Genomic DNA, 24,988 nt, shown 5'->3' on the forward strand with positions numbered 1-24,988 from the left:
TTGCGCCACGACACCGCCGTGCGCTAACCATTGCGCAGAGTGGATGCAGATAGGGCTGCGGATTACATCGAAACACATCGCCTCCAACAGATCGTTTCATGACCGACGATAAGTCACGGAATCCTTTGGAACCGATTCCATTGCGTGGGATTCCCCTGCGCCCCAAGCAGGATCAACAGCTTCCGCCGCAGCAGGCGCCGCACGTTCCTCCGCCACCGGCCACGCCGCCGCCACCGCAGGAATCGCATGAACCCACCCACAAGAGCAGCGGCGAACATCGCGTTGCGGCGCGCCGGCCGTGCAGTTTCCCCGGACTGCTGCGCATCCTGATGCCGGAGCAGAGTTTCATCCCGAAAGTTTTTGCCGTCCGCATCGTCGACCTCAGTCCGAGTGGCGCGCGGATTGAAACGCTGCAGATGACTCAGGATCAGTTCCTGCAAATCGATCTGGAGCCGCGGTTCGTTCGTCTCGAAGTCCTTGTCCCTTCGCGCGACAAGATCGTGGTCTCCGGCAAGTTGGTCTGGACCAATTTCGCACCCGATCTCGCCACGATGGGAATCGCCATTCATCCGCGGCGCGAGGATCTGGCCGTTGACCTGCTGCCGAAGTGGGACGCCTCGCACGCTTACGATTCGAAATTCCTGACGCCGCCGCACCTCGATGGCTTTCCGGCGACGACGGGCCGTTCGCCCTTCCGTTTCACCGGTCGCGCATTCGATGCAGATCGCGTAATTGTCGAAGGCGAAACCGAGACCTACGAAACCAAGGTTACCGACGGTCGCTTCAGCATCGACGTCCCGCTGGTTCCCAGCCGAGCGAACAACCTGAACTTCATTGCCATGGCCGGCAAGGTCGCCTCCGATTCCACGCCCGCCTGGATCATGCACAAGCCCGGGCACCACGACACGCAGACATTCCGCCAGGGCGGTCTGTTCGACGAGATCCTGGTGACCAACAACGGCCGATCGCTGAAGCTGAAATTCACCGGCGCCCCGGCCGAGATGCTCCAGGCGCTTCGCCAACTGGCAGACATCATGGGTCACGCGGAGAAGTGCATCTTCCAGTACGAACTGCGCGGCGACGCGGAAGAAGCCGCCGAGTGCCTGCGCAAAGGCGCGAAATTCCCTTGGAATCCGGAATAATCCGAGCGGGCGCCCGTACAGTCAATGGACGGGCGCAAAACTTCTGTCCTTGCCCCCGCCAAACCGATTCCCCATCCTACGCATGCCGCCTCGCATCGATGCGACGGGGCCCGCCATAACCAGGAGCGCAAACACCCATGATCGACGTTCGCGGAGTCACGAAAGTCTACAAGGACCTGGTCGCCGTCAACGACCTCAGCTTTCACATCGAGAAGGGCGACATCTTCGGTTTCATCGGCCCCAACGGCGCCGGCAAAACCACCACGATTAAGATCCTCGCCACGCTGCTGAAGCCGACCCAGGGCTTTGCGCTCGTCTGCGGCTACAATGTGTTGACCCAGGCCGAGGATGTGAAGCGCGTCATGGGCTACATGCCGGACAGCTTCGGCGTGTACGACGACATGAAGGTGTGGGAGTACCTGGACTTCTTTGCCGCCGCCTACAAGATCGAGAAGAGCCGCCGGAAGCAGATCATCAACGACGTGCTCGAACTCACTGACCTGGGCCACAAGAAGAACGACTACGTCGAGGCCCTCTCTCGCGGCATGAAGCAGCGCCTTTGCCTCGCGAAGACCCTCGTGCACGATCCGCAAGTGCTGCTGCTGGACGAGCCCGCGTCCGGTCTCGACCCGCGCGCCCGCATCGAACTGCGCGAGCTCCTCAAAGAACTCCGCAACATGGGCAAGACCATCCTGATCAGCTCGCACATCCTGACCGAGCTGGCGGACTTCTGCAACACTGTCGGTATCATCGAGCAAGGCAACTTGCTCTACGCCGGCGACATCCAGACGATCACCCAACAACTGCGCGGCGCCCGCATCGTCGAGGTCAAACTCCGCGCCGGCTTCGAGCAGCAGGCCGAAGATCTCTTCATCAACGACAAGAATGTGCAGGAAGTCGAACGCGACGGCCAGATGCTGCAGATTCACCTGCCGCTGGACTTCGCCGAAGAAGACTACGTGACCGACAAACTCGTCGAGAACGGCATCAAGTTCTCCAGCGTCCGCGAACTCGATATCGACCTCGAAGACGTCTTCATGAAGGTCACCAAGGGATTGGTGCAGTAGGGGAGCAAAGACTCTTTCCACTGAAGCAAGGCTACATCGCGTCGGGGGGAAACAGCACCTCAGAGGATTCACATGCCTGTTTCGAACTTACAGGATTTGCTTCGTGTATTGAAGGCAGCCGACGAAGGCAGTCTGCTTGGTACTGAAGAGGCCGATTGGGTGGATTTCAAGGGTCAGCCATATTGGATACCCGACGCGTCAAAGGAAGAGATTCTCAAGGGACAGACTGAACTCGCAAAGGACGTGGCTGCTTTCGCCAACCAGAGGGGCGGAGCCATCATAATCGGGGTGAAGACCAAAAAGACCCCAGGTGCCAGGAGGGAGGAAGCGGAGTCGGTATCCCGCGTTCCTTTTGCGTTAGTTGACAAAGAGCGATATCGAGAGGCGATCGCTCGCCTCACCTATCCTCCGATTCGAGATGTGGAAATCGCATGGTGTTTCGATGATAGAGAGGCTGGCCTCTTATACATTGTCACGCCGCAGGCAATTTCTTCGAGCTTTCCTATCCTGGTAACGAGAACAGAGGTCGCATTCTCCCGAAAAGACGTATTCCTCTGCGTTCCAATACGACTCGGTGAATCGACGGATCGCATGGATGCGGCTGAGTTGCACAGTGAGATTCAAATCGGACGAGTATTACGGCAACAAGGTGTTGAACAACCGCGAATGTCCGAACCTGAAGACTGGGCCAAGGAGCGGGAGGACTTGCTGCGGGAGCTTGTAAGTACCTTGGCTGCGCATGACGCTCCGTACTTCTACTTAGAAGCTTGGCCATTTCAGAGGGCGTCCTTGGAACTCAGAAACAGATTTGGGGCAGATCCTTTGACTCGGTACCTTAGAGAACCAAGGCAGATCAGAGAGCATGGCTTCGGTTGGAGGCCATACTCAGATCCCCGGCGATTGGCATGCGGGGGACTACTCTACAAAGGAGGTTCGCACGCATTCGCATTGTCAAAGAGAGGCATCCTGGTCGGAATGGTGAGAATAGACCCGGATGGAATGACCTGGGGGAATGAAGAGCGTGCCATTAATCCGCTAACGCTTGTTGAGATGACACTGTGCTTCTTTCAGGTTTTCGAGGACATCCATCAACTCGCCGAGACGGGAGGAAAGGAATACTGGGCTGCATTTGGAATGAGGAATCTCATCGATGATGATCCTATACTGCTGCCGCCCGGACCATTGAGTCGCCATGGATCGGGGCGCTTTCCTGCGGCGAAGCCCGAAGGCGCCGAACTCATCGGAACCGATATTGCATGGGTCCCACAGGAGGCTCCTTCCGTTTCCTTCAGGATACTTGACCGCATCTACGATTTCTTCGGTTTGGATACACGAAAGATCCCCTATGTCGAAGATGGCAGGGTTACCCCGGAAGCTTTCAAGGGAATCAACTGGTAGTGCTTCGCCTCTTCGTAGACTGTTCGGCCATCACGATGTTCGCCGGAGAGCTTGTACGCGAAACAGATAGAGAGCACTCAAAGCGGCATCTCCCGATCTGAGACAAACGACCCCATTCCAGATTGTTGTTTGCAGGATCGTCGAGGATCCGGCATCTGATGGATTCGGGGCTGCAGCCTCAGCAAACCACGAATCACTCCTCGATACCTCACTACCATTCCCCGATTAATTCTTCCCGCTTTGGCACCTGACTGTAATCCCCCCTAACGCGCCATCAACCCCACCAGTGGCTGGTTATACTCCGGGCGGATGGTGCGGTTGAAGATTACGACCACGTCTTCCCGAATGTTGCTTTCGGAGAGCAGATCGATGTCTCCATCCTCGTCGAAGTCGCCAGCGAGCAGTTTGCCTTCGCCGCGAAGTGTCACGCAGCTTACTGGAATCTGGAAGGTCCCATCTCCATTCCCAAGAAACAGATCGAGCCTGTTGCGTCCTGCCATAGCGGCCAGATCGATGTGACCGTCGCCATCGAAGTCCTCCGAGACAATCGAGGTCGGGCCCCCATAGGTCGTATAGTCGACCCGTTCACTGAATGTCCCATCTCCATTCCCAATGAAGACAGACATGACGTCGCCAAGCCGTGCTATTCCGGCCATATCGGGGAATGTGTCTTCATTGAAGTCGCCCAACACGAAATCCTGGAAGGTGTCTGGAGTGTACACGGGCGTTGTGAGCGTCATCGCCCCATCACTGGAATTCAAGATCGTGCGCATCGCCTGCAGGGCTGTTACTACAATATCCTTGTAGCCATCATTGTTCAGATCTGCTGCTTTGAAAGCAAACAGCGGATCCAGGAAAATATCAGGAGACTTGATCGGGGCGCCGAAGGTTCCGTCTCCGTTCCCAGGAAGAATGATGATATTATGGAAATCAAGTGGCACGAGGTCCAAATTCCCATCGCCGTCCATGTCTGTCACAAAGTGGTCTTCCGGCGCAGTGTGCTCTCTGACCACAGTGGCTGGCCCGAAGGTCCCGGGACCTGTCCCCAACTGAATGAACAAATTGTTCGTGGAGGCTTGCGTGGCAAAAAGATCCTGCCAGCCATCGTTGTTCAGATCGGCCATAGCGTGCAGATCGCCTTCCCAGGCCTGGACCTTCGGGGCGCCGAAGAATCCGTTTCCGAGACCTTCTGAAATTGAGAGCGTATTGGCGTCTTCGTCCGTCGCAATTAGGTCCAGATGTCCATCGCGATCCATGTCCGCCAGTTGAACTCCTTCCTCATGGTCGCCGATCTCTACGCTGAGCGGGTAGGAACTCAGCGACCCGTCGCCGCGGCCATAGAGAACCACGATTCCATCCTCAGTGACATCCAAATGGCCGTCCCCATCCATGTCGGCGACATTCACTCGCTTGGGAACAAAAATCGGCCCATCGATGCCATATCGTGCGTAATAGGCCGGCGGATTGAAGAACCCCTCATTGTTCGCAAGGAACACGGCCGTTCCGTAGATTCCGGCAGAGGCCACAATATCTTCCCGACCATCCTCGTTCATATCGGCGACGGCGAGATCGAGAAACCGCATATTCCCAGACAGCACGATCCCATCTTGAAACGTACCGTCGCCGTTGCCCAGGAACAGCATCGGCGGATTATACCCCGCGACGATATCGGGCCGGCCATCGTCGTTCGCATCAAGAACGGGGGGACTGTATGCTGATATTCCCAAGACGATCGGCAATGTTGCGGACAGCGTTGGACTACCGGAGCTATCCGAAAGAAAGACACGCATCGAGTGATCGGCACCGTTGGAGACAATCAAGTCGGGATAATCATCGTCATTTAATCGACTTGTAACAACACCGGAATACACTCCGTCGATTTCCAGGGGTACGACGAAACCGATTGCGAATGTATCGACCCCTTCATTAAGCAGCACGTATACTCCGTTATCAGCGCTACAGATTGCCAGATCGACATCTCCATCGTGATCGATGTCGTCGGCTGCGATCGCCCGCGGGTTCCCCCCGAACGGGAGAAGATCGATCGGGACGGGCGCATTGAACGTGCCATCGCCGTTCCCTTTCATCAGCCACAGTAGCGGAGCCGTAATACTGCCCCCAACAATGTCGATCGCGCCATCCTTGTCGATATCCGCCGCCAGGAGGCAAATGATCAGGGTCTCTGTCTCGTAGAGCTCGCGATCTCCAAAGACCCCCGCACCATTGTTCTTGTAGATCGCGACGGCCGATCCAAACATCTCGTACCCAAGAACTCGGCTTGATGCGATCATGTCCTCATCGCCATCGCCATCGACGTCGGCTACCTGAATGAACTCGCCGTTGTATTCCGGCCCGACCTGGGTGGGGGTATCCAGAACCACCGCCCAGACAGTTCGCGAAATCAGCAGAGTAATTGCCAGCATTGCCAAGCGAGTGCTCGCGCGCCCCAAGGCGCACCTGGTCCTGCTCTTCCTCTCCATTTTGCACCTCCGGCCAAGGAGTATGCGTTGGTGATAGCGAGCAGAGGTACAGGTGTCAATAGACAAGTGTCGAGAAGAATTGCTCTTTCATCGAATATCCTCCGCAGTCAGCCGTCGCCATAGTAGGCCAAAGACTGAAGACCTTCTCCTTGCCCACGTCCCCTCGCGGTGCTTCCAGTGCCTTTGAGATCCAGACAAGAGATGGTTTCCTCGGGGCGCACACGCGTCCCGGCGTGCGAGGACGGGAATCGAAGAAGCAGATGGCCCCCGGCGGATTGTGGGGCATCGACTTCTCTGGGAGAACTGACATGCCAACCAGTGCAATCGACGAGTCGCAGTGCAGGGCCGCCAGACCGGCGGGAGTCACTCTGATCCTCGCCATTGTGATCGTTGTTGTCTCCAACTACAGCGTCAACTTCCGGTACATCGTTCCCGATATCGCGGAGACCGCCCGGAACATGGTGGAACATGCGACGCTGTTTCGTCTCAACATCTTCTTCAACCTGCTCTACATCGTGACCCTCGTGCTGATGTCCACGTCGCTGTATGTGGTACTGAAGCCGGTGAACAAGAACCTCGCCCTGACGGCGATGTTCTTCAGGCTTCTGTATGCCGGGATGTGGGGGATCATTGCGCTCAATACGCTGGGCGCGATGCGACTTCTGGATGACGCCGATTTCCTGCGAGCGTTCGAGACAGGCCAGTTGCACGCATTGTCGCAGCTTCACCTTCGCAGCAGTTGGGACGCGTATTACGTTGCCTTGCCGTTCTGGGGATTGGCCTCCACCGTTTGCAGCATGCTGCTGTTCAAGTCGAAGTACATCCCCAGGGCACTCGCTGCCTTCGGGATTGCCTCAGCGGCGTGGTGCGCGTTCTGCGCACTCACCTACATCATCTTCCCCGACTACGGGAAGATTGTCCACATCGGCTTCTTCGACGTGCCGCTGACGCTCTTCGAAATCGTGCTGGGCTTCTGGCTGCTGCTGAAAGGTCTGCGCCCCCCGGGGATCGCCGGCCTAGACAAGGCGGCTGCGTGAATGTGGATCGGCCTGGGGACCCCCAGCGATTACTGAATATCCACTCAGTCCGACCGTAGGGATTCCACCATGGCCATCTCTCGCCATCGCCTTCGCTTCTTCATTGCGATCTTCTGGAAGATCCTGGCGATCGCCCTTGTTCTTCTGAGTTTCACAGTCCTTCTCGTTCCATTCTGGATCACATCGATGCTCTTGTTTCCGCTGATGATCCTGGCGATCATTTTTGGAAGGCGGGAGTATCGCTTTGGGGCAGTTGGCATCGCACTACTTGCTTTGCTGTGTGTTGGAGGCCACTTCTGGTTCCGAGCAATCGGTGCAGGAACTCTGACCGCAGGCAGTCTCGACCTGCTCACATTCCTTGGAGTTGGAGTGATCCTCTTTGCTCTCGAAGACCCGGCCAGCGCCCCGGAGGAGGGCAGCCCGGAATAGCGCAAGTTGACCAAGAGTAGAGCGTGCCTCTGTGGGGGGGCATGGGAGTGATGGCATATAAACCCCGGGCCGGCCATTGCTCCGCCAGCCCATTTGGTTTGCCCCGCCGCCGATCCAGAGCAGAATTGCCCCTTGAAGCCAAGGAAGTTAGCTCCCATGCCCAAGAAGTCTTCCCCAACGACCCCACTTCGCCAGATCGATAAGGTCATCCATACCGTCCGAGGCCAGCAGGTCATGCTCGATGAGGATCTTGCGGCACTCTACGAGGTGGAAACGAGGGTTCTGAATCAAGCGGTGAAACGCAACAGCGAGCGATTCCCGGAAGACTTCATGTTCCAGTTCACAGAAGAGGAGTGGAGCAACTTGAGATCACAATCTGTGACCTCAAGTTACGGCGGGCGGCGGTACCTCCCCAGGGTCTTCACTCAGGAGGGCGTGGCCATGCTCTCGAGTGTCCTTCGGAGCAAGCGTGCGGTCGAAGTGAATGTGGAGATCATGCGAGCATTTGTGCGCTATCGTCAGTTGATTGTCGCCCACGGCGAATTGACCAAGAAGCTGGAGGCTATCGAGCGCGAATTCGGCGGTCGTTTAGACAGTCACGACGAGAAATTCCGCATGCTCGCGGCGGCCGTGAGGATGCTACGTGACGAACTGCGCGGTGGTTCCGCCAGTTCGCAGTCACCTGCGCCCGGGAAGAGCCGACGGAGAATCGGCTTCCATCACGACGAGGGAGAATCGGACTAACCCCACCGCCAAACAGTCGTCTCCCTGCCATTTGGTTTGCGCCGCGGTGCGGGGCTTCGCACAATGACACTTCGCAGAAGCTGTGGGTGGATGCCCCGGGCGGTGCGGACGGCGGGCGGCCGTCGATTCCTCGTGGTTCGGAACGTAATCATGATCGATCTGAAAGACATTCTGGAAGTCAGACCCCACGTGCAGGAGGCCCTGGATGCAGGCGACCCCGTCGTGGCGTTAGAGTCCACCATCATTACGCACGGGTTGCCGCGGCCGGCAAACCTGGAAACGGCCCGCGGATGCGAGGAGATCGTCCGCGAAGCTGGTGCGACGCCGGCAACGATCGGCATCATCCGCGGCAAGCTGATCGTGGGCCTCGAGGACGCTGAGATCGGGCGCCTCGCCAACGCGGATGAAGTCGTCAAAACGAACTTGAGCAATCTGGGTACGGCGCTGTCTCGCGGTGGCTACGGCGCCACCAGCGTCAGCACCACCATCCACGCCGCGGCCCTGGCTGGGCTGTCTGTGGCGGCCACCGGCGGGATCGGCGGAGTGCATCGCGGCTTCGAGCAAACGATGGACATTTCCTCCGACCTGACGGCTCTGACGCGCACTGACATCGTTCTGGTTTCCGCCGGCGCGAAGAGCATTCTGGATGTGGCTGCCACCCGCGAACAGCTTGAAACGCGCGGCGTTCCGGTCGTTGGATACAAAACGGACTGGTTCCCGCTATTCTACTCGCCCGGACAGGACATCCCCGTCGACGGGCGCTTCGACGAGTTCGGCGACATTGTCCAGGCCTACCTGACACATCGGATGCTCGGGATTGGCTCGTCAATGATGGTCGTCGCGAATCCGCCGGAGGAAGACGCCATCCCGGCAGACTTGATGAACAAGATCGTCGCTCGCGCCGTCGATGATGCGAAAAAAGAAGAGATCCACGGCCGCGGCGTCACGCCATTCGTTCTCCAGCGCGTCAAGGAACTGACCGAAGGAGACAGCCTGCGGGCTAACCTGGCGCTGATCCGGAACAACTGCCGAATCGCCGCGGGAATCGCGGTCGAACTCTCGAATCAACGGAAGGCCGCCGAGGCGTGAAACGCAGGACCTTCGGTCGCGGCACACGCACTCTGATTCTGAATCACAACCTGCGCGAACGGGGGACGTACTTCCGTGCGTGGAAGATTGCGCGGTGTTTGGCCGACCGGGGCCATCGCGTTTCATTCATCACGACCGGGGACGGCTGGTACCGTCCTCGTGTTGGGCGTCGCCAGGGCATTCGCACTTTCGAAACGCCGAGTTGGAGTTTCGTCCACGGCCCGGACGGCGGGTGGTCGCCATTGGGATTGATCTGGCGACTGCTTTGGGTTCTGACGCATCGCGTCGACCTGGTGTATTGCTTCTCGCACAAGCCCATCGATCAGTTCCCTGCTCGGCTGGCACGTCTGCTGTGGGGGGCGTACTGGATTGCCGACTGGTGCGACTTGTGGGGTGGGCCGGGACTGTTTGCTCTGAATCGCGACCTGCGCGGTCCGGCGGAGACGCGTCGCGATCGGATCTCCGATCGTGTGGAAATTCTCGACGCGGCGCTTGAACGAGCCGCCGTGCGCGGTTGCGATTTGCTGACGGTGATCAGTACCGATCTTGCCCGGCGCGCACAGAAGCTCGGCGTTCCACGCGCGCACATTCACCTGATGGTCAGTGGAGCGGACTTGGAGAACATCAAGCCTCTGCCGCGCGATGAATGCCGAAAGCAACTCGAACTCGATTCCGATGCGACGATCATTGGCTACATCGCAAACTGGTTCCCGGACGAAGGCCTCCTGCTCGATGCGCTCGAACACATCTTCGCCGCGCACCCGGAGGTCGAGTTACTCGTCGCAGGCCCTCCGTTTCGTGCACCGCAGGATGAGCTACGCCGCCGCGGCATTGATCGCAACACCCGGCATCTTGGGCGTTTGCCCTTTGCGCGCATTCCCGTCTTCCTGGGAGCGTCGGACGTCTTGCTGTTGCCGCTAAGGAACTCGGCGTTCAATCGCAGCCGTTGGCCGAACAAGATTGGCGATCATCTCGCAGCCGGCCGCCCGCAAGTTGCCAGTCGCGTCGGCGATGTCGGACCGTTGATGGACAAGTTTGAAATCGGGATTGGAACGGGAACATCCGCCGCGGCGTTCGCTGACGGCGTCATTGAACTCATCGAGAATCCGCCGCGCCGGGAAGCTCTCGGCAAGAACGCGCGCCGCGTGGCAGAACGTCATTTCGCCTGGTCGCGCATCGTGGATCGACTTGTGCAGGCGATGCGCTGACTACTGAACTGCTTTCAGATCGATCACAAAGACATTGTCGCGCGGCGAGAATACCACGCCCTGCATCAGGCGATGGATCAGGTCTTCGTAGCGCGTCCATTCGGCGTCTGTGAACCGCGGGCGGAAGTACGCCTGCTCGTACATCCGCAGCTCGGCGAAGTTGAACAGCACATACCGCACGCCTTCCTCGCGCCACTGCGCCAGCATCGCGTCGTTATTCGGCGTCGTGCGAATGTCGACCAGCACGCGCGGCTTGTCGAACCAATCGGAAAGGATCGCTGGGTATTCCGCGTACAACCCGCGATGTTCCCCGATGTAGTACACCTTTTCACCGGGCTCGGCTTCGACATTCAGCCATGCGACCGCATCGTAGAAATTCAGCACTGCGGAGAGGAAGCTTTCCTCATCGACAAGTCCAATGCCAGCCACTGCGGGCCGCGTCGGTGCGACCGCCAAAATGTATGTGCCCTGCCATGCGGCCGCAGAAATTCCGAGAGCCAGCAGCAGGCTCTGCATCAAAGGCCTGAAGCGATCTCCCAGAATCATCAGCGCTACGGAGCCAGCGACAGCAATCAGCGCCAGCGGCACGAGCAGAAACCGCACACTCTGATATGTCGCGAACCAGAACAGCCATCCGCCGATGAGTTGAGTTCCAATCAACCACACGGCGATGGAAGTGCGCCGTCGCCAGATTCCGATTCCCAGTGCCACGAGTGCCGCGGGCAGCAGCGCGAGCCCCATTGGCCCAGGATTCTGATCCTCGAAGCCCGGGCGCTCTGGCGTTGCCTTCCAGGCCGTCGTGATGTCCCACGGCGACCGGACCAGATCCATTGGCCCCTTTCCAAATCCCTTCTCCGCCGCCTTTGCTTTGTAGAACGCATCCGTGTCGGCATCCCATTCAGGGCCGCCGAAAACACCATAACCGGCCGGGTAGACGGGGTTATGGTGGATGACGGCGCTCTTGACGAACCAGGGCGACGGGACCAATGCGATGGGCAGAACAAACAGCGCCAGCCGCCAGGGCTTACGGGGCCGTGTGACAAGGATCCCCAGTACAACCAGCCCCAGAAACGTTGCCGGAACGATGGCCGTCAGTTTCGTTCCAATCGCGGCACCGGCAAACAGCCCGGAAACGACGAGGCGATGATCCTGTCGACGCAGGCTGCCCGGGCACAGCGCCCACGTTGCGGCCAGCAGGAACGCCGCCGTGCTCAGGTCCACGAACGGCCAGCCGGCGATCACCGTCATCACAGGTGCAAGGCCCGCCAGAACCCCCGCGGGCACGGGCGAGTATTTCCGCCCCAGCGCGCGGGAGAGCCTGTCCGCCAACGCTCCGCCGAAGATCATGATTAGCGGCAGATACGTCCAGTGCATCAACTGGGCGGCGCGCTCGCCGCCGAACGACATCGCGGCCATGAACAGCATATTCGTCTGAAACGGGAGATTTGTGAATGCGTGATAGGGGAGCGCCACAATCGCGCCGGCCTTCAGGTACTCCTGCGGGCCGAACAGGTGATAGCGCAGTCCATCGCTTTCCACCACGGGGGCTAGCGCGGCCAGAAAGGAGATGAGCAATGGAATCGCCGCCAGCACCAGCCAGGCAATGGTCCAGGCGCTCGGACGGGCGCAGTTGCAGGGCCGGCGAGTCTTCCATTCCAGCCCGACGCCGACAAACCCTACCGCCAGGATCAGCAGTCCCCATGGTAGCAGATGCACGATTCCAGCGCAGAAAGTCAGGGCGGCAACGACGATGTGTCCGATACTTAGTGCAACCGCCAGGCGGATAATGGGTGGGGCCGGGCGCGGGACCCTCAGGAGGCTCAACACAAGCGCTCCCCAGCCGAAAGCCGCCAGATTCAGCGCCAGAAAGGCGCCGACCGCACGCAACTGCTCGACCGGCCAGGTCGGATCGATTCCGGGGGGAACGATCGGCCCTAGGTCATCGGTGGTCCACACCCATCCCAGCACTAACCAGACGACCAATCCCCCCAACGCCCAGAGGGCGAGGATGATTGCGGCAGCCGATGCGCCCGACGAGGAGTTTGTACGTGTGTTTATGGACAAGCAGGCTCTCCCGGCCCGATAATCGCAACGCCAGTGCGCCAATCAAGCGCCTGAATGTGCAACGGAGACAATGACTAATGACCATCTTATGGCCCGTTCGGACCGATTCGAGTTGCCTCCATTGCCGCCCCGGGTTGACAACTGCCCGGTATACTAGCGCAATACCGCGCTTTCGAGGATAGGACCCAGCCCGGTGGACTCATTACTGATTCCCGTCGTCTTGCTCTGCTTTGCCGCCGGCATCACGTACATCGTGAAGCTGAAGCGACGGCTGTGGTTCGCCAATTACCAGATACAGAACCGGGATCGCGAACGCCATACGGTGTTCAGTTTCCTCAACGAGATCGGCGAGCGCATCACCAAGCGCGTTGATCTGGAGGAGACGTTCGAGCTCGTCGTGGACTTCTGCATGAACGCCACCAAGGCCGATGCCGGGGCGATTTTCGTCAAAGATGACGACGATGACAAGATCATCCAGGCGCGCGTGGTCCAGGGCCTTTTCCCGCCGCTGCACGAAACGACCACCGATAAGCTGATCTCCAAGCGCAAGTACCTGGCCGACTACGTCAAGAAAGAGAAGCTCCGGGTCGGCGAAGGTGTGATCGGTCTGGTTGCCCAGACGGGCGAGGCCATCCTGATTCCGGACGCGTCGACCGACAAGCGCGTGCCGAAGTCCGCCGGCGAGATCGTGCGACTGGAGGGCCTGATCCTGGCGCCGCTCGTGGTCCGCGGCGTCGTCCTGGGCGTTCTGGTCCTGATCAACAAGCGCGAAGACGGGCAGACTTTCAACGAAGTCGACCGCGATCTGGTCACAGCGCTGGCCGACCAGGCCGCCGTGACCCTCGATATCGTCCGCCTGTACGAGGAACTGGCCGAGAAGCAGCGCCTTGAGCAGGAATTGAAGATCGCACACGATTTCCAGGCCCTTCTGCTGCCGCGCGAGATGCCGAAACTGCCGGAGGCCGTTATCCATGGCTTCAGCCAGCCGGCTCTGGAGGTCGGCGGCGACTACTTCGACTTCGTCGAGGTCGACGAGGAGCATCTGGGCGTCGTGATCGGCGACGTCAGCGGCAAAGGCATTCCCGGGGCGCTGGTCATGGCTACGTTGCGCAGCACCCTGCGCGCCGAGGCCCCTGGCGATCTGTCCCCGCGGGCAGTGCTATCGCGCGTGAATGAGCATATTATGCGCGACACCAAAGAGAACGTGTTCATCACGGTCACTTACGGCATATTGAACAGGACAACCGGAAGTTTCCGCTTTGCCCGCGCCGGACATGAGCCCACAATCACCGTTTCGCCGGAGGATTCGACGGTGAAGCTCTACTCTCCGAACGGGATTGTTCTCGGCCTCGTCACTGGCGATGCCTTCGAGATCACCGAAGAAGAGGAAATCAGCGCCAAGGATGCCGGAATTGTCGTCCTTTACACGGACGGGGTTCCTGAGGCAATGAATGAGCAGAGAGAAGAGTACGGCGAAAAGCGCTTCCAGAGCGTCTTGCAGCGCAGTGCGGGGACAAGCCCGCAGCAGTTGATTGGCAATGTGATGGAGGATATCGGCCGCTTCACCGGCGGGATTCCACAGCATGACGACATTACGCTTGTCGTGATGCAATGGCGCGGTAATGATGCGGCTTGATGACTGTCCGCTTAGCTGTCAGCCTTCAGACATCACCCCAAGGAGCTGATCGTGAAAAACTACGATCTTCAGATTCACCCCGACGACGGATCGACCAACTATCGCAAGGTCGACGTTATCGGATGTCTCGATAGCCACACGGTCGTGGGGTTCGAGAAGTCTCTCCACAACCTGCTGGACGAGGGAGTGTCCCGGGTGATGATCAACCTGTCCGACCTCAGCTACATCTCGTCGGCAGGCATCAGCGCGTTGATGGGATTGACGCACCGCCTGCGCAAGAATGGAGGGGATCTCGTTCTGCTCAAGCCGACCGAGAAGGTGCATCGGGTCTTCCGGACCCTGGGCTTCACAAACATCTTCAAGATCGTTGAAGAGGAAGCCGACGTCGAAGGCGCTTTCCCCAATCCGAACGCCGCGCCGCAGTAGCACGAACGCGTTCGTCGCGCCGGCCGCCGAAATCCTCCCCCGACTTGGCGACCGAACATCAAGATTCGTTGCGAGGCCCGAACACAGACCGGGAGTGCCGAGATGGAATTGAAGTCCAACCAGGGTGGAGCGCCGGACACCGTCGACCTGGAAATTCGTTGCCCAATTGAAACTCGAGTTCTTTCCCTGCTCCGGTGCATCGTCACATCGATGTCGGAGCAGGCTGGATTTTCAGACGAAGAAATCGGCGAAATCGAAATGGCCGTCGACGAGGCCTGCACAAACGTCGTCCGCCATGCCTACAAGCACCTTGGCCTGTCGCCCGATTTCGAAGAAGCGCCTGAGAACTTTCACGCGCCGCGATTGCCAAACGGCGACAATGGCGAAAACGGCGACCAGAAGAACTGCTGCGTTCTGAAAATGAGAATCACCCTTGGCGACCAGATGATTCGCTTCCGCATCATCGACCACGGCCAAGGCATGGACCCCGGACCGCACGGCGTCCACGACGTCGAGGAGTATGTTGCGAAGGAGGGCAGGGGCGGACTCGGCAGCTTGATCATTCGAAACTTCATGGACGAGGTGAAGTACGATTTCCCCGCAGGCAAGGGAACCGTCCTGACGATGACCAAGTACGTTCGCGCCGCCGAAGCGGAGGCTTGAAGCAACAACGGGTTGGCCGTCGAACCCAAACCGCGCTTCGCCCAGTGAAGGTGACACGATGGCTTCCGAACCGACCACTTCGCCCCAGCATACCGCACACCTTCTGAACCAGATCCGGTGGGTCACGCGCATCAGCGTCGCCCTCAGTTCCGCCATTCACATCGAAGACGTCTACTCCGTCCTGCTGTCCGGGCTGATTTCGCCGCTCGGGCTCGGCTACTCCCACGCGCTCGTGTTCGAAGTCGACGATCTCGGCGAACACATCATCGGCAAGTTCGCCATTGGCTTTAAGAGCAACAAAGAAGCCGCCACGCTGCGCCGTGAACTCGAGGAAGAAAGCCAATTCCTCGAACAGCGCCGCCGCCAGTTGGTCGAGGAGCCTGACCGCGACGTCTCCAACGAAGAAGAACTGCGGACGCTCGAAATGGGCAGCCATTGGGTCACCGTCTTCCAGCGCCTCGGCCCGGATAACCCCGAGACGCGCCTGATGGAGACGTTCCGGTATCCCCTGCGCGGGGCGAGTCAGGACGGCGAGAAGCCGACGCTTTTTGAATTGGCCGCGAACCGCCGCACTCCGCTCGCCATGCGGCGCGACAGCGATCGCGCCAGCGTTCCGGAGGAAATGGCCGAACTCCTGCCGGAGCAATTCGCCCTCGTTCCGCTGCACACGAACAAGGGCCTGCGCGCGCTCGTGCTGCTCGACCGCCGCCTCGGCGACCCTACCATCGGGCGCTCCGACATCGAAGCCCTCGAGTGGTTCACCACCCAGGCCGCCCTCGCGCTGCAGAACGCCGAGCTCATCACGGACCTTGAAAACGCGTACCAGGAACTGAAGACCGTCGATCAGTTGAAGTCCAACTTCCTCTCCATCGTGTCGCACGAACTACGCACGCCGCTGACGGCGATCACGGGATTTGTCGAACTCGTGCTGGCGCAACGCGTCGGCGACATCAACGAAAGCCAACGCAGCCTGCTGACGCGCGTCGCGAAGAACACCGGCCACCTGAACAACATGGTCAACGACCTGATCGAGATCGCCGAGATCGAAGCCGAAGGCATGACGGACGTGCGCCTGGTGCCGATCGATCCGCTCGCGACGTTCTTCAACACGATCCCGAAACTCGAATACCGCCGTCGCGATCGCATGGTCGACATCCAGCCGATCTTCGAAGGTGCCGTCCCGCGCATCCTGTGCGATGAACGCGTGCTCGAACGCATCTTCTTCCACCTGCTCGACAACGCCGTCAAATTCTCGCCGCCGGACGAAAGCGTCCGCGTCGAATTCAAGTCCACCGACGACGACCGCCTTGCCATCACGATCCGCGACAAAGGCAAAGGCATCCCGCAAGACAAACTCCGCCGCATCTTCGATCAATTCTACCAGATCGAAGGCACCCTGACGCGCAGCCACGAAGGCCTCGGCCTCGGCCTCAGCGTCACGCGGATGCTGATCCAATCCACCCGCGGCGAGATCGACGTAAACAGCCAGGTCGGCCAAGGCTCCGCCTTCACGGTGATTTATCCCGTGGCGTAGGGGGAGGAGAGCCGTCGCTTTTCACTGGGAGGAAGGCGATGAGAATCGAACAATTCAGAACAAGCGAATGTGTTTTGCGAATCGTCTGCACGCTGCTGATTGCAGGTTTCCTCGCGACGAACTCGCAAACGGTAACGGCTGCTGTGCCTGCGGACAAGACGCCCCTGTTGCCCGGAGGCGTCGAGTTGCCCTTGATCCTTGTCCGCGCGCCGCGGGGATCGGATGAAGGCACGGGCATTACGCGCGATTTCTACATGAGCCAGTTCGAGATCACGAACGGCCAATGGCAAGCTCTCATGGGCTCCACGCCCACCGGCGAATCTGGCGCTCCAGAGTCACCGGACTTTCTGAAACCGGCCACGAACATGACGCAAGACGAGGCCGTGAACTTCGCGAAGGCACTCGGTGACTATCTGCGCGCTGAGTACCCAGAAGACTTCGCCGGTGCAGCCCTGGCAACCCCGGACCAGTGGGAGTACGCCTACGCAGCGGGCACAACTACGGACTACTACTGGGGCGATGACCCACGCCACACGGCGATAGGGAACTACGCCTGGTTCGAGGACAATGCGAACGGCGTGAAACAACCAGTTGGTGGCAAGCTCCCAAACGACTGGGGGCTCTTCGATATGAGTGGCAATGTGGCCGAGTGGACCACGTATCGCTATCAGGTCTGTACTGCTCCGAATCCACCCTGGGAACCAGATGGGCATTGGGAGAGCGTCTGCCACGCCTATGGAGGCAGTTGCGACACGGAAGCGGATTCCTGTACGGGGACATCCTGGGAATCGCTCTACCTGAATGATATCGTCCCGGATTGCTTTAATCCCGTCCACGATGTCGTCTGGCAGACCAGGCGCTCCGACTTCATCGGCCTTCGTGTTGTGGTCTTTCCTGGTACGCCTTCTCCAAGTCGTGATCCGGAGCCGCCCTCCGTCGTGTTTGATTTCACAGGGAGCCGCGAGGGGTGGAAGCCATTCGGGTGGCCACCATTCGATGCACCTGTCTTCTCAAGCACCATCGGTGACCCGGGAACGCTGAATATGACAGCCGTCCCGAGTTCCAGCCTCGTGGGCATCTGGGAATCGCCAGCCTTCGAGATTGCCGAATCAAATGCGACCCTTCGTGATTCCAGCAGCATTCGACTCACCGTCGACCGAGCCGATGGCAGCACGATCTTCAAGGCATCCTGTAGAGTTTTGAGCGATCAGAACGATGCCTCTGTCATTCCCACCTTCCGCATTCGCATGACAACGCAGAACGCTCAGCAATCCGACGTCCTGGTAGTCGAATCAAATGCAGGAGGCGCCTACTCCCCACGGCAAATTGGTTCCTACTACGACCTCTATTTCTCTCCGCCCGCCACAAGTTCCATCTTCGAGTTGTACTTCGATATGCTGAATTTCTATCCGGAGGACTCGAACACCGCGACACTCAAACTGGATCGCGTTTCCATCGCCCCACTATCGGACTCCAGCCTTTCTCAATCCCGCGTCGAACGGGTTTATGACTTCGCGAACGGAACGGATGGCTGGCAGCATTTCGACATTCCAGGTCTGTTTGATTCTCCGGAATTCTCTTATGATTCAGACGGACAGCGACTCGCTGTTTCACCATCCGATTCGAATGAGTACCAATTCGGCTTCTGGGGCTCCTCCCTCGACCCGGAGAACAACGTCCTGATCGAACCCGGCAGGATGTACTACGGGATCTTCACTGTCGCTAGTGATTACGAAGATCCCCAGATGGCGCCATCTTTCCGACTTCGCATGAACGAATCGCTCTTTCGCGCGGGACGCTACACGGTTGTTTCCCCCACAGGGCAGGCCTTGAACACGCCGACCCTGGGCGAATCCCGGCAGTACACAGTATACTTCCCGCCGAACTTGGGCGTGGGCGAGAGTCTGGTCGAGTCCTTTGACATGCTGGCCGATCCGGAGCATCAGCTACTTGATCCGGATGGATACTTCTTCCTCGAGAGCGTTGAAATTCGCTCAGCACCAACAGAAGCCACAATCATGCTCCCCGGCGATGTGCCTCTCACGTTTGCTCCCATCCCCTCCGGCAGCTTCCTGATGGGGCGCTATCCGGGAGAGCAGGACACCTCCGACTTCGAGGCCCCACAGCATGAAGTAACACTAGATTACTCCTACTACATGGGGAGATTCGAACTGACGAAGGGGCAGTGGAAAACGGTGATGGGAACCGAGCCTTGGACCGATCAAGAAACCGCGGTCCCCCACTATGCAAATCAACCTGCGACCTACATCTCTTGGGACGACGCGCAGGAATTCATCGCAAGGCTCAACGACTACATCGATGCAACGAATCAGGGGACATTCCGCGTGCGTCTTCCCTCGGAATCCGAATGGGAATATGCCTGCCGTGCAGGAACCACGACGAGATTCTACTGGGGGGATGACCCAAGGTACGAACAAATAGACTTGTATGCCTGGTATAGGGCCAATATAGGAGAATACTACGCTCATGTGATCGGACAGAAGCAGCCGAATCCATGGGGACTATTCGACATGAGTGGGAATGTCGGAGAATGGTGCCAGGATCATTCTCACTTCTCGTACACTGGTGCTCCCCCGGATGGTTCAGCCTGGGAGGAGGGATCAATGGACCTTGATCTGCCAAGATGCCTGCGCGGATATGGATTCTTGTCTATGAGCCACCTGTGTCGCTCCGCATTTCGATATCCCTATTGCTGCATTTCGACAGCGAGGCGGGAGGACATCGGAGTTCGGCTCGCTGGATACTGGGATATCGGAGAAGGAGCGAAATGAGTCCGCGGTCTGAGGGCTGATTGGGCACAAAACCATCCTTTCTTTCACTGACACCCAGGCCCAACGGGCCGGCGATTCCTTAGCCCAGGCCGTCAGGCCTGGGTTCCTGGATCGGCCCAGGTCCGCGGCCTGAAGGGACGCGATGCAGGATCATGTGTCGCCCCTTCAGGGCTCGAAATAACGGACGCGCCTCGAACCCAGCCCGATGGGCTGGGCTAAGGGATAACGCGCCGTTGGCGCTGACAGGTTCGCCTCTCAACCCGGCAGCCAATTCCACCCAAATACAGGCCCAACGGGCCTGTGATTGCGTCGGAGCTCAGGGATGTTCCGTTTTTCGGCCCCAATCCAACTTCACCAACCGCCCCATACCTTCCGCCCGGATTTCCGCTGGGGTAAGCCTCACAACGTGAATGCCATTTTCACCCATCCCCAGGCCCAACGGGCCGGCGATTCCTTAGCCCAGGCTGCAGGCCTGGGTTTCCGGACGGACCCAAGCCCGCGGCCTGAAGGGTCGCGACGAAGGCTTGACCTCCTGCCCCCAGCAGGGCAGGTCACGACTTCTATCGCGAATTACCGAATCAGCGCATCCAAGGACTCCTCTCATGCCAACCTCACCACCCCTTCTTCCCTTGGTTCGGGACGAACCTCAATTCGAGGCCCTGAAGTCGGCGGGCACGGATTTTCGGCCGGCGATGCGGGCGATTTGTGATCGGCATGGGATCGAGGCGAAGGAGTTGGTTCCGCTCACGCCGTCGAGCCTGATTGTGTTTCGGGCCGGCGATCGCGCGGTTGTGAAGTTGTTTCCACCCTGCTGTGAAAAGGAATTCACGGTCGAGTCGAAGGCGTTGGAGTTGTTGTCCGGCCGCGCCGAGGTGCCGACGCCGCGGTTGATTGCGACCGGGGAGTTGGAAGGTTGGCCGTACGTCGTGATGGAGCGCATCGCCGGCCGGCTTCTCTCCGACGCGTGGCCGGAGATTGCAGCGGCCGATCGCGAACGCCTGGCCGAGGACCTCGGGCGTTGTATCCGAGCGATGCACGATTCGCCGGCGGACGATCTGCCTCGGCCGGGCGGAGGCTCGTGGGAAGAAATGCAGGCCCGTTTCCAGGACGCGGCCCTGGCAAGGCACCGCGCATCCAGCGCGCCGCGGGAATGGATCGATGCGTTGCCGGAGTTTCTGGCCGGCCGGACGCTGCCACTGGAGGAGAATTGCCGCGCGTTGCTCCACACCGAACTGGCGGACATGCACATTCTCGTCGAGCGCGCTGCGGAACATTGGGAATTGCGTGGCGTGATCGATTTCGAGCCCGCCATGCCGGGCGATCCCATGTATGACTTCGCGGGCCTCGGGTTTCTGCTGTTCAACGGAGAGCACGCGCTGATCCGGCGATTCCTGCGCGCGTACGGAATCGCCGACTCACAACTCGGCGCGGAGTTCCAGGAAACGGCGCTGCGGTACGTGCTGACGCATCGTTACACGAACCTGGAGTGGTTTCTTTCGGCGATCCCACCAACGGGAGCGGCGGGGGACTTCAAGTCCTGGGCGCAAGATTGGTACGGGCTTGCGTGAGACGCGCTCGCTAGCCTGAAAGCGACTGCACAATGTCCTTCAACTCCCCATTCAACACATGATCCGCAAGGGTGTCGAGCGGCGTCGGTTCTCGATTGATGATGACGAGTTTCGCGCCCGTGTACCTGGCGCGGGCGGGGATCGCGGCGGCGGGATAGACGACGAGCGACGTGCCGATCGCGATGAAGAGATCGCACGTCGACGCGGCCTCGAAGGCACCGGCGATCGCGACCTCGGGCAGGGCTTCGCCAAAGAACACAATATCGGGCTTGATCGTGCCGCCGCACCGGCACGACGGAATACGCATCTCATTCAGCTTAGCACGCATCGCTTCGATGTCGAATTCGCGCCCGCAACCCAGGCAATGGCTGACGGCGATCGAACCGTGAACCTCGAAGACGTTTTTCGTGCCCGCGCGCTGGTGCAGCATGTCTATGTTCTGCGTGATGCAGGCCTTGAGCTTCCCCGCTTGTTCCAGACGCGTGATTGCGTGGTGCGTGACGTTCGGTTGTGTCTCGGTGAACGCGTACAATTCCTCGCGCGCGAAATCGAAGAAGTACGCCGGGTCGCGGTGAAAGTAGTCGATGTCGAACACGCGGTTGGCATCCCACCGCGCGTACGTGCCGGAGGGGCTGCGGAAATCGGAAATGCCGGAGTCCGTACTGACGCCGGCTCCGGTCAGAATCGCGATGTTGTCGCTGTTGCGGATCAGTTCGATCACCGCATCGGTGTTCATTGCTCGGGTCCATACGGCGCCGAGAATATCTCGACGCGCTGCAGATTCAACGCCCCGCCGATTTGTAGAAGCTGATGCGCCGGATCGGCAAGCACATCCATCGAGCAGAGCAGATATTGCCCGGCCGCCATGTCTGGTGGGAAGAAAACGAGGTACGTCTTTGGCGCGCCGGGCGTCGGGACGTTCTGCGCCAGTCCCGTCGAGGCGATTCTGTTCCTGTGTCATCGAACGCGATCTGCCGCAGGTATCCGGTGTGTTCCCGTTGCATTCAGCAACTCCGGCCTTGAAACTTATCGGCGGCCAGGGGGTCCTCGCCTTGCTACTCAAAGCCCACAAATCGCTTTTCTTCCTCACCTTCCTGCTCTTCGGTTTCGTTGGCACGGCAACGGCAGCCTACGAGCATCAGTGGACCGACGCATTCTCTGTCGCGACGAGCCGTTGGGAGGAAGGCACTGGCGCGCTCGACGGCAGCCAGGTGGAGCTCACGCCGGACAACGTTTCCTTCAGCAGTGGCCTCCTGACTGTCGCACTCACTGAGAAGTCCGCCGGCAGCATGGGCGAGTTCACGGATCGGCCATACTGGGGCGGCGAGTACTCCACCGTCGCGCCCTACGCGCATGGTCGCTTCCTGGTGACTATGCAGCCGGCCGCGCCCTCGGGTGTCGTTTCTGAGATTGTTCTTCAGCTTCCGGCTGCGTCCACTGACTCGGCTCAGATTGCCATTCGATTCCTTGGTCGGACCGACCAGGTGCAGTATCATCTCGAGTGGAAAGACTCCATCGGCACTGTTCACACCCAGGATGCGTCGGTTGATCTCGGTTTCGATGCTGCCGCCGCACAGCATCACTACATGATGGAGTGGACCTCGTCGCACATCACATTCTTCGTCGATGGGTTCTACTCTCACGCATTCGTGAAGCCATCGGTCCTGGATGAATTCCAGGCCGACATGGAGGTCCGCCTGCGAGCCTGGATTCCCGAATCGTCTGCTTTAGCAGGAGCATTCGACCCCGCCTCGCTTCCGTTGCAGGCGACGTTCGATGCAGCATTCTACTTCGAATGGCAGACTTTCGTTTCCTCTGCGACGGTGATGGGGGCGTACCCTCATTCCGGCGGCACCACATTCCGCGTCTGGGCACCGAATGCGGATTCCGTGCATGTGCGCGGCACGTTCAATGGTTGGGGGCTGAGCAATCCGCTTTCCCGCGAGGCGGCGACCGGATACTGGTCGACGTTTGTTTCGGGGGCGAGTGCCGGCGACGAGTACAAGTTCTACGTCACAAATAATAGTCCTTCCGCGGGCCTGGATACGACCGTCTGGCAACGCGATCCGTACAGTCGCCGCATCGCCAGTTTCCAAAGCCCCGGGGACAACTCGGTCGTTTACGATCCCAACGCGTTCGATTGGGAAGGCCCAAAGACGTTCGTTCCGGAGCCGCGAGAGAAGCTGATCATCTATGAAATGCACGTGGGCACGTTCAACGCCCCATCGGGCGCACCGGCGACCTTCTATGAAGCGATTGGCCGCCTCGATCAACTCGTCGATCTTGGCATCAACACCATCGAAGTGATGCCTGTCCAGGAAGTTCCGTCGAACAACGGATGGGGCTACGATCCTGTATTCTACAATTCCGTGGAGCTCGGTCTCGGCGAGGCAGACGCCTTCAAGGCATTTGTCAAGGCCTGTCACGAACGCAACCTGGCCGTTCTCGTGGATGTGGTCTACAATCACACCACGACAACAAGAAGCCCCCTTTGGCAATTCGATCTGTGGTACGAACAGGATGGCGGCGGTATCTGGTTCTATAACGATGCGTACTGGCAGACCACGCCGTGGGGGCCACGGATGGATTTCCGTCGGCCGGAGGTTCGCGAGTTCATCAAGCAGAACATCCGGACGTATCTCGATGAATTCCGTGTCGACGGATTCCGCTTCGACGCAACCCGCATCATGAGGGAGGTCGTGGACGAGAACTGGGACACGGTGGAGGAAATCGAAGAGGCCCTGGCGTTGTTGCAGGAAATCAGTGCCATGATCGATCGCGAGTACCCCGACGCCATTTCAACGGCAGAGGATTTTGGCGTGGACCAATTGGCAAGCCTCGACCTCGGCAGTAATGGCGCGGGTTTCGATGCGGAGTGGGGCTCCTTCAAGTTCTACGCGGCGCGTGCGCTCGTGGCCTCCGATTCCGCGCGCGATCTCGATGATCTGCGCAGAGGCATGGAGCGAACCATCAACGGCGATCCAATGAAGCGCGTCGTCTACGTCGAGTCGCACGATTCCGCCGCGACTGAGGATCCAGATGGCGAGACGTTTCCCTATCGAGGCGGCTACTTGCCCAAGCGCCTGAATCAGATCGATCCGGAGACAAACATTACCACGCGGAAACTCTCCATGCTCGGCAGCGTTTTCACCTTCACGCTGCCCGGCGTTCCGATGATGTTTATGGGCCAGGAAGCCTATGCGACGGGAACGTTCGATTTTCCCTCACCGCCGGCGCTGGATTGGGACCAGATGTTGGGCGATCATCCCGGGATCTTCCAACTGCACCAGGATCTGATCGATCTGCGCCTGAATCACGGTGGAGCAACGCGCGGACTGCAGGGACCGGCACTCGACGTCTACCATCAGAATGGCAGCGCTAAAGTCATTGCCTACCTGCGACAAGATGTCGGCGGCGCGGCAGACGATGTGGTTGTTGTGATGAACCTTTCCTCCACGACGTTCAACCTCGGATATAAACTTGGAATGCCGGAGGGGGGAACATGGCACGTTCGATTCAATAGCGACCTGACATCTTACGACCCGGCCTTTGGAACAAGTCCGGGAGAGCTTGTTTCTCTCGATACGACGGCCGATGGACGAGATGGTTACCCCCAGAGTGTAAAGATCCCCGTTCTTCAACCCTACACCGCACTAATCCTCTCGCAGGATGCCGTTTCACCTCGCGAAATCGGCTGGATGCTTCGCTGAA

The 24,988-nt window shown here is 59.3% G+C and carries 18 protein-coding genes; 15 read left to right on the top strand and 3 right to left on the bottom strand.

The annotated features are described in order from the left end of the window. Positions 1–98 precede the first annotated feature (98 nt). The 3 genes from KQI84_06225 to KQI84_06235 all read left to right on the top strand — a co-directional run bounded on the left by KQI84_06225 (position 99) and on the right by KQI84_06235 (position 3,607). Positions 99–1,142, top strand: a complete 1,044-nt coding sequence (locus tag KQI84_06225) for a PilZ domain-containing protein (protein ID MCB2154463.1) — start codon at positions 99–101, stop codon at positions 1,140–1,142. Between the two features lie 137 nt (positions 1,143–1,279). Continuing rightward, positions 1,280–2,209 (top strand): ABC transporter ATP-binding protein, encoded by a 930-nt coding sequence (locus KQI84_06230; protein ID MCB2154464.1) that lies wholly within the window; start codon positions 1,280–1,282, stop codon positions 2,207–2,209. 72 nt (positions 2,210–2,281) lie between these two features. Continuing rightward, the gene (locus KQI84_06235; protein ID MCB2154465.1) at positions 2,282–3,607 is read left to right on the top strand and encodes an ATP-binding protein; all 1,326 of its coding nucleotides are present in this window, start codon (positions 2,282–2,284) and stop codon (positions 3,605–3,607) included. A gap of 263 nt (positions 3,608–3,870) precedes the next feature. Here the strand turns inward: KQI84_06235 and KQI84_06240 are convergent, their stop codons facing one another. Further along, positions 3,871–6,030 (bottom strand): VCBS repeat-containing protein, encoded by a 2,160-nt coding sequence (locus tag KQI84_06240; GenBank protein ID MCB2154466.1) that lies wholly within the window; start codon positions 6,028–6,030, stop codon positions 3,871–3,873. Positions 6,031–6,395: 365 nt separating this feature from the next. Between KQI84_06240 and KQI84_06245 the strand changes: the two genes are divergently transcribed. The 5 genes from KQI84_06245 (at position 6,396) to KQI84_06265 (ending at position 10,594) form a co-directional block, all read left to right on the top strand. Then, positions 6,396–7,124, top strand: coding sequence for a DUF4386 domain-containing protein (locus KQI84_06245; protein MCB2154467.1), 729 nt, complete (start codon positions 6,396–6,398; stop codon positions 7,122–7,124). 69 nt (positions 7,125–7,193) lie between these two features. Then, positions 7,194–7,553 (top strand): hypothetical protein, encoded by a 360-nt coding sequence (locus tag KQI84_06250; GenBank protein ID MCB2154468.1) that lies wholly within the window; start codon positions 7,194–7,196, stop codon positions 7,551–7,553. A 156-nt stretch (positions 7,554–7,709) separates the two neighbouring features. After that, entirely contained in the window at positions 7,710–8,297 is a 588-nt protein-coding gene (locus KQI84_06255) for an ORF6N domain-containing protein (protein ID MCB2154469.1), read from the top strand. Positions 8,298–8,447: 150 nt separating this feature from the next. After that, on the top strand, positions 8,448–9,386 hold the full coding sequence (locus KQI84_06260) for a pseudouridine-5'-phosphate glycosidase (GenBank protein MCB2154470.1): 939 nt from the start codon (positions 8,448–8,450) through the stop codon (positions 9,384–9,386). Next, positions 9,383–10,594 (top strand): glycosyltransferase family 4 protein, encoded by a 1,212-nt coding sequence (locus KQI84_06265; GenBank protein MCB2154471.1) that lies wholly within the window; start codon positions 9,383–9,385, stop codon positions 10,592–10,594. Before KQI84_06260 ends, KQI84_06265 begins: the two co-directional genes overlap by 4 nt. Here the strand turns inward: KQI84_06265 and KQI84_06270 are convergent, their stop codons facing one another. Further along, the gene (locus tag KQI84_06270) at positions 10,595–12,658 is read right to left on the bottom strand and encodes a hypothetical protein (protein MCB2154472.1); all 2,064 of its coding nucleotides are present in this window, start codon (positions 12,656–12,658) and stop codon (positions 10,595–10,597) included. It abuts the gene before it with no gap. Between the two features lie 193 nt (positions 12,659–12,851). On the opposite strand from KQI84_06270, the gene KQI84_06275 reads away from it, so the two are divergent. The 6 genes from KQI84_06275 (at position 12,852) to KQI84_06300 (ending at position 21,277) form a co-directional block, all read left to right on the top strand. Next, positions 12,852–14,294 (top strand): SpoIIE family protein phosphatase, encoded by a 1,443-nt coding sequence (locus tag KQI84_06275; GenBank protein ID MCB2154473.1) that lies wholly within the window; start codon positions 12,852–12,854, stop codon positions 14,292–14,294. Between the two features lie 51 nt (positions 14,295–14,345). Next, positions 14,346–14,720 carry an STAS domain-containing protein gene (locus KQI84_06280; GenBank protein ID MCB2154474.1) on the top strand — a complete coding sequence of 125 codons (375 nt, stop codon included), beginning with the start codon at positions 14,346–14,348 and terminating at the stop codon, positions 14,718–14,720. Positions 14,721–14,822: 102 nt separating this feature from the next. Beyond that, positions 14,823–15,383 carry an ATP-binding protein gene (locus tag KQI84_06285; GenBank protein ID MCB2154475.1) on the top strand — a complete coding sequence of 187 codons (561 nt, stop codon included), beginning with the start codon at positions 14,823–14,825 and terminating at the stop codon, positions 15,381–15,383. A 58-nt stretch (positions 15,384–15,441) separates the two neighbouring features. Then, entirely contained in the window at positions 15,442–16,917 is a 1,476-nt protein-coding gene (locus KQI84_06290; protein ID MCB2154476.1) for a hypothetical protein, read from the top strand. A gap of 38 nt (positions 16,918–16,955) precedes the next feature. Next, the gene (locus tag KQI84_06295) at positions 16,956–19,709 is read left to right on the top strand and encodes an SUMF1/EgtB/PvdO family nonheme iron enzyme (protein MCB2154477.1); all 2,754 of its coding nucleotides are present in this window, start codon (positions 16,956–16,958) and stop codon (positions 19,707–19,709) included. Positions 19,710–20,311: 602 nt separating this feature from the next. Next, positions 20,312–21,277: an aminoglycoside 3'-phosphotransferase/choline kinase family protein gene (locus tag KQI84_06300; protein ID MCB2154478.1), complete on the top strand. Its 966-nt coding sequence runs from the start codon at positions 20,312–20,314 to the stop codon at positions 21,275–21,277. 10 nt (positions 21,278–21,287) lie between these two features. Here KQI84_06300 and KQI84_06305 read toward each other — a convergent pair whose 3' ends face one another. Continuing rightward, complete coding sequence (locus KQI84_06305) at positions 21,288–22,013, bottom strand: Sir2 family NAD-dependent protein deacetylase (GenBank protein ID MCB2154479.1); 726 nt, start codon at positions 22,011–22,013, stop codon at positions 21,288–21,290. A gap of 316 nt (positions 22,014–22,329) precedes the next feature. On the opposite strand from KQI84_06305, the gene KQI84_06310 reads away from it, so the two are divergent. Then, on the top strand, positions 22,330–24,987 hold the full coding sequence (locus KQI84_06310) for a family 16 glycosylhydrolase (protein ID MCB2154480.1): 2,658 nt from the start codon (positions 22,330–22,332) through the stop codon (positions 24,985–24,987). Position 24,988: the final 1 nt, after the last annotated feature.

The sequence above is a fragment of the bacterium genome (genome assembly GCA_020444065.1).
Lineage (GTDB): Bacteria > Sumerlaeota > Sumerlaeia > SLMS01 > JAHLLQ01 > JAHLLQ01.